This window comes from Burkholderia sp. SIMBA_051 (assembly GCF_046534915.1).
GTDB classification, from domain to species: Bacteria; Pseudomonadota; Gammaproteobacteria; order Burkholderiales; family Burkholderiaceae; genus Burkholderia; species Burkholderia ambifaria.
Window position 1 is genome coordinate 102,838 of sequence record NZ_JAWRXS010000015.1, and the last position, 12,095, is coordinate 114,932.

General features: G+C 56.9%; 10 protein-coding genes and 1 tRNA gene. 1 reads left to right on the forward strand and 10 read right to left on the reverse strand.

All coding sequences use genetic code 11. The features are described from left to right. Positions 1 to 87: 87 nt before the first annotated feature. Positions 88 to 477 carry a hypothetical protein gene (locus SB771_RS29825; RefSeq protein WP_175661901.1) on the forward strand — a complete coding sequence of 130 codons (390 nt, stop codon included), beginning with the start codon at positions 88 to 90 and terminating at the stop codon, positions 475 to 477. An 88-nt stretch (positions 478 to 565) separates the two neighbouring features. Here the strand turns inward: SB771_RS29825 and SB771_RS29830 are convergent, their stop codons facing one another. From SB771_RS29830 to petA, 10 genes are all read right to left on the reverse strand, one after another. Continuing rightward, positions 566 to 1,177: a recombinase family protein gene (locus SB771_RS29830; protein ID WP_175661900.1), complete on the reverse strand. Its 612-nt coding sequence runs from the start codon at positions 1,175 to 1,177 to the stop codon at positions 566 to 568. A gap of 404 nt (positions 1,178 to 1,581) precedes the next feature. Then, the gene (locus SB771_RS29835) at positions 1,582 to 4,869 is read right to left on the reverse strand and encodes a hypothetical protein (RefSeq protein ID WP_175661899.1); all 3,288 of its coding nucleotides are present in this window, start codon (positions 4,867 to 4,869) and stop codon (positions 1,582 to 1,584) included. A gap of 1 nt (position 4,870) precedes the next feature. Continuing rightward, a complete protein-coding gene (locus SB771_RS29840; protein WP_175661898.1) occupies positions 4,871 to 5,692 on the reverse strand; it encodes a DUF6602 domain-containing protein in 822 nt (273 codons plus the stop codon). Between the two features lie 674 nt (positions 5,693 to 6,366). Then, on the reverse strand, positions 6,367 to 7,584 hold the full coding sequence (locus SB771_RS29845; protein ID WP_175661897.1) for a tyrosine-type recombinase/integrase: 1,218 nt from the start codon (positions 7,582 to 7,584) through the stop codon (positions 6,367 to 6,369). 174 nt (positions 7,585 to 7,758) lie between these two features. Next, positions 7,759 to 7,834 (reverse strand) — tRNA-Thr (locus SB771_RS29850). Between the two features lie 19 nt (positions 7,835 to 7,853). Beyond that, entirely contained in the window at positions 7,854 to 8,375 is a 522-nt protein-coding gene (locus SB771_RS29855; protein ID WP_105834622.1) for a ClpXP protease specificity-enhancing factor, read from the reverse strand. A gap of 71 nt (positions 8,376 to 8,446) precedes the next feature. Beyond that, complete coding sequence (locus SB771_RS29860; protein WP_006400565.1) at positions 8,447 to 9,058, reverse strand: glutathione S-transferase N-terminal domain-containing protein; 612 nt, start codon at positions 9,056 to 9,058, stop codon at positions 8,447 to 8,449. Between the two features lie 94 nt (positions 9,059 to 9,152). Then, the gene (locus SB771_RS29865; protein ID WP_105834623.1) at positions 9,153 to 9,911 is read right to left on the reverse strand and encodes a cytochrome c1; all 759 of its coding nucleotides are present in this window, start codon (positions 9,909 to 9,911) and stop codon (positions 9,153 to 9,155) included. Between the two features lie 21 nt (positions 9,912 to 9,932). Then, positions 9,933 to 11,315: a cytochrome b gene (locus SB771_RS29870; protein ID WP_175661896.1), complete on the reverse strand. Its 1,383-nt coding sequence runs from the start codon at positions 11,313 to 11,315 to the stop codon at positions 9,933 to 9,935. Then, positions 11,315 to 11,935 carry a ubiquinol-cytochrome c reductase iron-sulfur subunit gene (petA, locus tag SB771_RS29875; RefSeq protein WP_006751790.1) on the reverse strand — a complete coding sequence of 207 codons (621 nt, stop codon included), beginning with the start codon at positions 11,933 to 11,935 and terminating at the stop codon, positions 11,315 to 11,317. Before petA ends, SB771_RS29870 begins: the two co-directional genes overlap by 1 nt. Between the last annotated feature and the right edge of the window lie 160 nt (positions 11,936 to 12,095).

Here is a 12,095-nt window from a genome sequence, read left to right on the forward strand (position 1 = left end):
ATCCACATGTGGAACTGGTTCGAGTCGCCTCTCGATATTGCTCGCTAGGCAAAAACGATTGAATTTGCTATCACGAAAAGGTGCCTGATGTTGAGTCATGAAAAAATGGTGCAAGTAATTGCTCAGATATTGCAGGACGCAGCAGAAAAAAGGCGAACGGTCAGTTTTAAATTTTTATACGAGTCCGTTGGACTTCCCAAGCAAAGTACGTCCATTGAGCGAGGCGAATGCCATCGCGCGTTGGAAGATGCTGCCAATGAAATTTGCGATTTCCGCACGGCAAACTACACGAGCTTAATGGCAAAAAGAGACTCGGGCCTTCCCGGCGATGGATTTTTCGATACATATCGCCTGCACCGATTGATTGAATACAAATCACTCGTCGGAGATATTGCGACCCTTGACCTATCAGAACACGACAAGAAGATATTGACCAACAAAGAACGAGAGCGTGTCTACCGGATTGCTGGCTCTTAACGCTCATTTCGATTAGTATCGCGAGCGCCGCCTTGTTCGTATCGGCGTTGCCTCTGCAAAAATAACCACTCCAAGGGGCAAACGGGAGTCAAGGCTCACTGGAAGCAGACGTGATGACGGAACCATACTCCGCGCTGCGTACTCGCATGATGGTCTGCCGGCTCGTACCATACTGTCTTGCGAGACCGGCAACAGTCTCCCCTTCGCTGAGCCGTCGCCGCACTTCATCTTGCTGCTGCTTGGTAAGTGCGGATCGCCGGCCCATCACCTTCCCTTCTGCCTTTGCCCGCGCGATGCCTGCCTGCGTCCGCTCGATCAACAAGTCACGTTCAAACTCGGCGACAGCATTCAATACCTGCATCGTCATCCGGCCAGCCGCGCTGGTCAAATCAACGCCGCCAAGGGCAAGACAATGAATCCGGATGTCACGCTCCGCCAAAGTCTCGACGGTCGAACGCACGTCCATTGCGTTTCGGCCAAGCCGGTCGAGCTTCGTCACGATCAAGACGTCGCCGTCTTCCATCTTGAGGAGCAATTCCGCAAACCCCGGTCGCTGGTCCGCGCTGACGCTGCCGGATATGCTCTCCGTAATGACCCGGCGCTTGTCGACGGAGAAGCCAGCTGCCTCGATCTCACGAAGTTGGTTAGCTGCAGTCTGATCAGTCGTGCTGACGCGAGCGTATGCGAAGGTCCGTGACATGCTGCACTCTCAATGTGTACGAAATGGATGTACGAATCATACCGTATGTACGTAAATCATCAAGCCTTATTTTCGTACATACTAGAACGTCACTGTTCGAAAGGGATCGGTTTTGGACAGGCGCATTTTGATTAGAGGTCGATTGCCTTCTGGTCGGTCGCTGTGACAGACGGGAAGGTGCCACTATTCGAACGACAACAACCGACCCACCTCGGCCTTTCGACCCGACGCGAAATCAATGGCAGCTTTCGAGGTGCAACGGCCATTCGCTTAGCCGCGAAGGACAGCGAGCGATCGACCATTGCAGACACTCCCTCCGCAAGACCTTCGCCGGTTTGGAATGTCCGTTCTATATTTAGACAATGGGGGCACTCTCTGCTCATTTCCCTAGCGATCGTCCGTATTCAAGGAAGTCCGATGTCGCTCGGTCCGGGCTTGTCGAGCACTGCCGTCGGCCCGTTCAAGGAGAATGCAATATATGCGTGGACCACCGAGCCCGTCCCCCCCCCAGCAGTGGGCGAACGCATGGGCACAGACAATTGCAAGTCAGTCACCAGCACATAAGAGTAATTGTGCTTGCGTTGCACAGTGCCCTGCACCCGTCGCGCGTCCCCTTGGTCACCGAGGTAATAACATCTAATCTCGCGAGGGCTCGCCGACAACTGGAGCCGACGAAGACCGGCAAAGACGGCATTGGCTTCGGTGACGTGTTTGAGGTGAAATAAACCGACAGCATAGTAGAAACGCTTTATTGCGTCATCACGGTAACGTACATTTTCCAGGATCGATTTAAGATCGTGAGTAAAGTTCTCCCATTGCACTGAGAGAAATCGTTGGATCCGCCAACGAACGATCAGATCAATGCGTATAACAACAAGTTCTGTAGATAAACGCGTCCCGCGATCTTCAATTTGCGCAACGCATTCGGATATGTACTCATTCACACCATTGTATGCATGGCCCTTGTTACCTTCAGAAGCCTCGACAAGCAAACGACGGGCTACAACCTCAAAACCCAATTGGCTCCCCGTCTCGTCGAACATTCTTTGCGCCAGCGCCTTCAGCGAATCGAGGTCGGGTATTGAACGAATGATCTTGGACTGCAGATCGGTTAGCATCGCAATACTCTTCTCATCTCGGAAATGATTTCGACCATGCGTACCGATTAGTTGGAATGCCCGTTCAATTTCTTGGAGCGCGTCGCCGATGGATGCCAGCGCAATCCCGTCTGGCGTAGACTTACCGCTTTGCTGAGATAGCTGAAAGAGTAGATTGGCGGATACGTGTGCCGTATGTGCGTTGAAGAACGTAGGGCTCGACGCTTGACGCAGGTGATCGCGCACAAGCTGGAAGCCGATAGTGCGGTCCTGCTGGCCAGACTTCACCATTTTGACGATAGAAGAGGCCATCGATGTGTGGATGTGTTCCAGCGGTGCGTCACGCTCGGCACTGGGGTACACCTCCGTATGAAGCGCTTTCTCGAGTTGACTGTAAGCAGCCTTGGTGTCACGCCCAACGTCGTCGATCCAGATCCCCTTATGGTGTTCCAGTAGTCGATCCTCGTAAATGAGAGCATTTTGCGCTATGTCGAATAGCTCTATTCCCTGCTCGTAGCTGAGTATTTTCTGAAGCCGAGACCTATTTCGGACTAACAGTTCTAGTATAAAGTTGCGGTAGACGGCAGAACCGCCATCGCAAGCGCGCAACAAATCGCATAAAACTCTGTATTCGCCAACATGGCCGACCCCACCGTTGACCAAATCCAGTAGTACGCGAGTGACAATCTCGTTCCTTGTGCGAAAAAGAATGTTTCCGCTCTCGGAATCTTGCTCGTCATAGAGCAATCCCCATAATGGTCGTCCATCGACGATCATCTCCATCCAGTCGTCGTAGTTGATTGCCAGTGCACGAACAAGCACTTCTATGGGTAGCCCGATGTCTAGGTTGCTTGTTACCGTGACGTATTCGTACGCACGCCTCGCTGTGTCGCTGTCGGCAGCAATCGCTTGTGCTGCGCTAGCAAGAGATTCCGGCACGTTTCCGAGCCGGCAATACTCGTCACGCAAAGAGTCGCTGAGCTGGGAGCGTGTTTCGGGGATTAGGTACCAGAGACTGCATAGAATGTCGGAGGCGTTCCTACGAGGTACGAGCGACATCTCCCTATCCGCTTCCGCTTGATCCTTCACGGCCCCGATTTTCTGTAGCATAACGCCGAGATCTTTCCATTCGCGATCGTCAAGTTCAAATGGGATCTCATGGTCACTGGTCGCTCCACTTCCGAGCGGCAGCGTGCTGTGTTCCCATGAAAAGAAGTCGGAATTTCTCAAAGCGAAGACAAACGCGATGCGGAACGGAAACCGATCGAAACACCCCATCAGTTCGCTGGCGTCCATGCGCAACGCCCAAGGGTCGTCACAAAAAACGACGACTCCCTGATGGTTCGACACGGATTTGAAATATTCTGCGAGCTCACCGGCAAGATTACGGAAATTCCTGACCCACCCTGGACCCGTAGACCTCCGACACCAAAGCACCACAAAACCATCAGCAGCCAACTCAACGGCAGTTCGTTTCAGCAGTATAGTTTTTCCGATTCCAGCTTCACCGCGTGCCACGACAGGATCGAGTCGACCGGTCGAGGAATCCTCAAGTGATGCCGTGATTGAATGCTTGAGCTGGTCGGTAATCGTCCGTCGAAGATCGAGACCCATGATGAACGGATGCCAATCAATGGCTGCGGGTCGGAACAATCCGTCAATCAGGGCTGGAAGATGCAACCCACTTTTTGTCGATTCGGGAATCGACGAAGGCACTGATGACAGAATATCCTCATGCATCTTCAGAATCTGCTGGAGCTTAGATATCGTCTTCGGCGCTTCTGCACTCACATAACTCTTCTGAGGTTTGAGTTCCGCAATGGCGGCACATACATCTCTAAGGTTTGCGTCGACTGTGGCGGTCTCGAATTGATTGCAAAGCGCCAAAATTGTCGAATCGCGGAGCGTGGGGTCATCTTTCAGAAACACCAGTTTTGAGACATTCGGTCGCCCCATACCAAGGAGCGTCCCTAGGACAATTTTCACCAGTGGCGCTACAGATGCTGTGCCAAGCAGGAAAAGTGGCCCCTCTCTGAGGTAGTCCGGGAACGTGCGCAACATTCGTGGCCATGTTTGTTGACGCACGAGCAACGCGGACTCTGACATTGCCAAAGTGTGCGCAGGATCACGATTATTTAGATTCCCCAATAACTTATAAATGGGTACAGTGCGCTCTGGCGGCACCAACGACGGTCCGTCGATAATCGTTGCAGACAGTGAGGTCGGGATCGAATCAAAATGATTTCTTAAAGCAGACTCAAATAGAACGTCATCAGTAAGAGATATGCATGCGGACCATCCCGCCTTGGCAAGATACGGAAGATCCAGTGACGGTTTGAGCTCACGTAGTCTTTCACAAATTTCGTCAGTCAGACGCGGTAACCGATCTTGCAACTTTGTCGCCAACGCATCAATTGCGGGACGAAAGTGCTGCCCCTGCTCAAGCGAGTCAAGTTCATCCGGAGCTACAATCCGTACAGAACCCGACAGCACGTTAGCGATGGTTCCTGGAGCGCAAGTGACGTCGGGACCGATGACGATTCCCGGAAGACGTGTTAGCGACGCCAATGCGGTCTCAAGCGAAATAATTTTCATTTTATTGGGCTCCGAGATTAATTTTTCGAACAATCGGAGTGGGAATCGGCAGTGACTCAATCAGTCTGTCGAGATCCCCAGTGACGTCGCCGCCCGACCAACGACGAAGGGCCGCAAAAAGGTCAGCCATTGCGCATGCCGCGCTTAGTTTCGCGAGTTCAAAAAAGCGAAGGGTCACAAAACTTTCTTCGGCGATTGAAAAGAAAATTACCCAATCCGAAAGCGCTACGATGCACGTTGGCAAAGTGTATTCGAGGGGTGCGCCGCTCTCCAGCCAATCTGACTGAGCTAACTCCAGTAGTGACGCTTCCAAAGTATCAATTACCGAGGCCGGAGTGCGGCTGTCGGGCACCGTATAAAAGCACACTGCCCGCCATACTTTCTCTGGCCGCGCATGCGCCGCGACAATCGTCTGACTGTCGTGAATATTTTGGAGGGCGGATATCAATTCGCTTTTTGCGTATGATGTTTTTACCTGTATATGTGCTGCAACGCTAATAGGAGGCGTTATATACAAATCCGACTCCGCAAACAACGGCGCGTGCATTGATGCGTCTGCGATGAGGATATCAATTTCAGGAGAGCAGCCCCCACGATCGGACGGAGACTTAATAAATCCATTTGAAACTTCCAGGTGGCGGGGTAAATGACGTTGTATGAAGTCTCGCAGGAGCGCCTCCTTGTGGCTGCCGTCTGACAACCAGTGAGCGTCACCGATCAGATTCCGTACTCGATTCGCGCGCGAGGTCAGTTCGATCGCCCAACTTTCTAGATAAGCGCCTGCATCCGCCACTACCATTGCTCGCCCCTTGATTGAAATCATATTTCATGATAGCTCGATGCATGGTGCGACAGCAATGCTCCTCATTTGCATCACTGCTCGATCGTATATTACCCGCTGCAGCGTCCAGTAACACGCCATTCGGGATTTCCGGCTGGCACCTGCCTTTGTGCGCGGTTTTGCTTATTAAAGTGCGGAATGCCCCAGATTCGGCCGCTAACTCGTCGATTAGCTCTTGTGGAAGCCCCCAAAGGTCTCCGGAACGGGAGGCGTTGCCGCTCCGAATTTCCGTAACCGATCCCTTGCAGCCGCTGAGCCTTGAAGAACGCTGTCACTCAACGTCACAGTTCAGCGGACGACAAAAAGCGCAGATCCTTAGCCGAACAGTGACACCATGTATTGTGGGCTTAGATAATCCGAGGCAAATCTCTTAGGGGAGCAGACCTTTCGATATCGTTGCGGTACTTGTTGGCACCTAATCGAACACGGCTCTAGGAATCTGTGGACGATTCAAGGAAAAAGGCGGGGAATGCTCAATCATTGAGCATATTTCGTCGCGCTGACGAGAGGGTGCCGGGGGTGTGCTACCAACACATCCCACCGGCGATTTTTTGGCTTGGCTGCCTGTTCCATAACTGGAGGAACGACAAGAGCCACCGCGCCTAGGAAACGTGGGAGGTGCGCAGCAAGGGGGTCATACGCGTGGCGGCACGGGTCTATCTTGCCGCCACGATCGGGATGATCTTCGCCCCACCCTGTTTGTCGAGATAGTCCGCCCACCACTGCATCATGCGATGGCGCTCGGACAGATACTCGGCGTGGTTGTATGCCGCCCGCACGCCGTCCTGCTCCGAGTGGGCGAGCTGACGCTCGATCCAGTCGGAATTGAAGCCCTTCTCGTTCAAGATCGTTGAGGCGAGACCACGGAACCCATGCCCGGTCATGCGACTGCGATAGCCCATCCGGTATAGCGTATACAGGATCGTGTTCTCGCTCATCTGCTGCAACGGTCTACGGCTGTTCGGGAACAGCCAGCGACGGTGGCCCGTCAGCGCGCGTAGCTCGGAAAGCAGCGCGATCGTCTGGTCAGCGAGCGGCACGATATGCACGCGGCGCATCTTCATCTTCTCGGCCGGAATGCGCCACTCTCGGCGCTCCAAGTCGATCTCCGTCCACTCGGCCTGCCGCAGCTCGATGGTGCGCACGAACGTCAATGCCAGGAATCGCAGAGCGAGCCGGGTCTCGGGCTCGCCTTCATAGGAAGCGATCGAGCGAAGCAACTCCGGCAGCTCGCTTTCGCCGACCCGCGCCATGTGCTTGACGGGCACTGCCTTCAATGCGCCTCGCAGGTCCGGCGACGGATCTCGCTCGGCACGGCTCGTCGCAACGGCATAGCGAAAGACTTGGCCGCATGTCTGCAACGTCTTGCGCGCAGTCTCGAACGCCTCTCGGCCTTCGATTCGTCGAATGACCGCGAGCAAATCCGGTGCGCCGATCGAAGAAATCGGACGCTGGCCGATCAGGGGAAACACCTCGCGATCGAGCTGTTTCTTGACTCGGTTCGCGTGCGAAGCGCTCCACGTCGCTTGCTGCGCCTCGTACCACTCCAGTGCGACGGCCTCGAAGGTGTTCTGTGCGGCAATGGCGCGAGTCTGCTTCTCGACGTCACGCTCGAACGCGGGGTTCTTCCCTTCCGCTAACAGCCGCTTCGCTTCGTCACGCCTCGACCGAGCATCAGCGAGCGACGTCGCGGGATAGTCGCCGAACGTCAGCAAGTTTTCTTTGCCATTGAACCGGTATTTGAGCCGCCATTTCTTCGAACCACTGGAGCGCAGATCGAGATACAGTCCGCCGCCGTCGAAGAGTTTGTTTCCCCCGGCCTCATCGAATCTAGCGTTGCGGCACCTGGCGTCGGTAAGAGGTTTGGTTTTCATTGTTCGCCGGGGGTACGGCATACCCCCAAATCCGGGAAGTCATACCCCGAATCTTACCCCCAAATTTCCGGGATGCCCCGGTTCCACTCGGCACTTCCAGAAACAAAAAACCCGCGTCAGCGTTAGGCTGGACGCGGGTTTTGGGACTTCCCGGTACTACTTGATACTAGTGTTTGGTGCCGGCTGCAGGACTCGAACCCGCCACCTGATGATTACAAATCAACTGCTCTACCAGATGAGCTAAGCCGGCGTAAGCGCGAGATTCTACCTCATTTCACGATCTTGAGGCGAGGTCTGCTGCCGCCTTTCGAGCCGTCGCCGTCGGTTTTCGGCGGTTCGTCGGCGCCTTCGGACGGCTCCTCGTTCGCGCCGATATCGACGACAGGCGTCAATACGGCAGGCGACTCGTCACGCGACGCCTCGTCGGCCGGCGCGGCATCGTCTTCGAACGCACCCGAATCCGCGCCCTCACCCGCCACCGCATCGACCTGGAACGCCATCCCTTGCCCGTTCTCCCGCGCGTAGATCGCGAGCACGTTGGCCACCGGAATCTCGATCTTGTGCGCCTTCCCGGAGAACCGGGCGGTGAACTCGATCCACTCGTTACCCATCTGCAGCTGGCTCGTCGCCTCGAAGCTGATGTTGAGCACGATCTCGCCGTCACGCACGAACTGACGCGGCACGCGCGTCGAGTTGTCGACCCTCACCGCGATATGCGGCGTGTAACCGTTATCGGTGCACCACTCGTACAGCGCGCGCAGCAGATATGGCTTCGTTGAAATCTCTTGCATCACAATCCTCGAACCCGGAGCGGGCACACGGCACGCCGCGCGGCCCGCTCCGTCATGCCTTCATTGCATCATCAACGACGCATGACCTTTTCGGACGGCGTCAGTGCTTCGATATAGGCCGGACGGCTGAAGATCCGCTCGGCATACTTCATCAGCGGTGCGGCGTTCTTCGACAGCTCGATGCCGTAGTGATCCAGACGCCACAGAAGCGGCGCGATCGCGACGTCGAGCATCGAGAACTCCTCGCCGAGCATGTACTTGTTCTTCACGAAGATCGGCGCGAGCTGCGTCAGGCGATCGCGGATCGCGAGGCGTGCCTTCTCGTGATTCTTCTCCGCTGCCTTGCCCTTCTCGTTCTCGAGCGTGCTGACGTGAACGAACAGCTCCTTCTCGAAGTTCAGCAGGAACAGGCGTGCACGGGCGCGCTGCACCGGGTCGGCCGGCATCAGTTGCGGGTGCGGGAAGCGCTCGTCGATGTATTCGTTGATGATGTTCGATTCGTACAGAATCAGGTCGCGCTCGACCAGAATCGGCACCTGACCGTACGGGTTCATCACCGAGATGTCTTCCGGCTTGTTGAACAGGTCGACGTCACGGATCTCGAAATCCATGCCCTTCTCGAACAGCACCAGCCGGCAACGCTGGGAGAACGGGCAAGTTGTGCCGGAATACAGAACCATCATATTTGCGTTTCCTCAAAAAAGCCGAGGGCCGGCACGCGGCGCAACCCCTTTCACGGGTTCCGCCTTGCGCCGGCCCCACGCCGGTCAGGCGTGTTTACTTGATATCTTTCCAGTACGCGGCATTGAGCCGCCAGGCCAGGAAAGTCAGGACACCGAGAAAGATCAGCACCCACACGCCGAGGCGTTTGCGGGTCTGCTGGGCCGGCTCGGACATCCATGTCATATAGGCCACCAGGTCGGCCACCGCAGCGTCATAGTCCGGCGGCGACAACGTCCCCGGCGTGACCTGCTGGAAGCCGACGAGCGTGTGGACCTTCTCGCCCGTCTCCTCGTCCGTCTTGTCTTCGAATTTGGCAGTGCGCTGCCCCTGCAGTTGCCACAATACATGGGGCATGCCGACGTTCTCGAACACCGCGTTGTTCCAGCCGGTCGGCCGCGTATCGTCGCGGTAGAAACTCCGCAGATACGTGTACAGCCAGTCGCGGCCGCGCGCCCGTTCCTCGACCGACAGGTCGGGCGGCAGAGTGCCGAGCCAGTTCTTCGCGTCTTCGGGCCGCATCGCGACGGACATCGTGTTCCCGACCTTGTCGGTCGTGAACAGGAGATTCGTTTCGATCTCCTTCTGGGATATGCCCAGATCCGTCAGACGGTTGTAGCGCATCAGGTTCGCGCTGTGGCAGTTCAGGCAATAGTTTACAAACAATTGCGCGCCGTGCTGAAGCGAAACGAGATTTTCCGTGTTATCGGGCGCCCGGTCGAGCGGAAAATTACCTTCCGCGCGCACGGCCGGCGCCGCCAGCAGCGCAACGGCCGTCGCCCCGATCAGTGCGAGCGTCGAAAGCAGTTTCTTCATGTCGTTCTCTCCTCGCTCACATTAATGGGGCTTGAAGCGCACCCGCTCCGGCGGCTGCTTGAACGTGCCAAGCGGCGTCCAGACGGGCATGCCGAGGAAGAACGCGAAGTAGATCAGCGCACAGCCCTGCGCAATCAGCGTCGCGACCGGTGATGGCGGCCGTGTGCCGAGGAACGCGAGGGTCAGGAACGCCACGACGAAGATCCCGAGGAACACCTTGTGGAAGAACGGCCGGTACCGGATCGACTTCACCGGGCTGCGGTCGAGCCACGGCAGGAAGAACAGCGTGATCACCGCCGCGCCCATTACGACTACGCCCCAGAACTTCGACTCCGTCAGGAACATGAACACGACGATCGCCGCGGCCAGCACCGGCAGGCCGATCTTCCACTTGCCGCGCGCGCGGACCAGCGCGAGCACGCCGAGCAGCGCGATCACGATCATCAGCACGATCTTGAACGGGTCGGTGGTCGCGCGCAGCATCGCGTAGAACGCGGTGAAATACCAGACCGGCGCGATCTCCGGCGGCGTCTGCAGCGGGTTCGCCGGCACGAAGTTGTTCGACTCGAGGAAGTAGCCGCCCATCTCCGGCGAGAAGAACACGATCAGCGCGAACACCATCAGGAACACGCAGACCCCGAAGAAATCGTGCACCGAGTAATACGGATGGAACGGGATGCCGTCGAGCGGAACGCCGTTCGCGTCCTTCTTTGCCTTGATCTCGATGCCGTCCGGGTTATTTGACCCCACTTCGTGCAGCGCGACGAGGTGCGCGATCACGAGGCCGACCAGCACGAGCGGAATCGCGATCACGTGGAACGCGAAGAAGCGGTTCAGCGTGACGTCGGAGACGACATAGTCGCCGCGGATCCACAGCGACAGGTCCGGGCCGACGAACGGGATCGCCGAGAACAGGTTCACGATCACCTGCGCCCCCCAGAACGACATCTGGCCCCACGGCAGCAGGTAGCCGAAGAACGCCTCGGCCATCAGGCACAGGAAGATCGCGCAGCCGAAGATCCACACGAGCTCGCGCGGCTTGCGATACGACCCGTACATCAGCCCGCGGAACATGTGCAGGTACACGACGACGAAGAACATCGATGCGCCGGTCGAGTGCATGTAGCGGATCAGCCAGCCCCACGGCACCTCGCGCATGATGTACTCGACCGACGCGAACGCGAGCGTCGAGTCGGGCTTGTAGTTCATCGTCAGGAAGATGCCCGTGACGATCTGGTTGACGAGCACCAGCAGCGCGAGGGAGCCGAAGAAGTACCAGAAGTTGAAGTTCTTCGGCGCGTAGTACTCGGAAACGTGCTTCTTCCAGGTGGACGTGAGCGGGAAGCGCTGGTCGATCCAGCCGGTGAGACCTGTGGTGGAGACTTCCTTGTTGTCGACGGCCATCACGCTTCTCCTTTCTCGTCCTTGCCGATCACGAGGGTCGTCGCCGACGTGAACATGTAGGGCGGGATGTCGAGATTCTGAGGCGCCGGCTTGTTCTTGAACACGCGACCGGCGAGGTCGTAGGTCGAACCGTGGCACGGGCACAGGAAACCGCCCGGCCAGTCGTCCGGCAGGTTCGGCTGCGGACCCGGCGTGAAGCGTTGGCTAGGCGTGCAGCCGAGGTGCGTACAGACGGCCATCACGACGAGAATGTTCTTGCGATCGGTCCGCGCGCGATATTCGTTCGCGCAATACGCGGGCAACGGCATCGAATACGGGGATTTCGTGGTCGGATCGGCCACTTCCTTGTCGGCCTTGACCACATCGGCCAGCATCGAATCGGTGCGATTCAGGATCCAGACGGGCTTGCCGCGCCACGGCACCGTCACCATCTCGCCGGGCTTCAGGCTGCTGATGTCGACCTCGACCGGCGCACCGGCCGCTTTCGCTCTCGCGGACGGCGCAAGCGACGCCGCGAAAGGTACAACGGTGGCGACACCTCCCACGCCACCTGCTACGGATGTCGCAATCAGCCAGGTACGGCGGCCGCTGTCGACGCGTTTCTCTTCCTTGTCTCGCATCACACGCCCCACTTCTGAGTTGGATTTTCCGTCACGACTTTCCATTCCGCCGCTAGTTTGCTCGAATGGAGTCGTCATTTACAAGGCCCGGAGATGAAAATCCCTTCGAAGTGGTTGATAGTTAAGGGTTTTCCCCCACTATCGGAGCAATTAAATCATT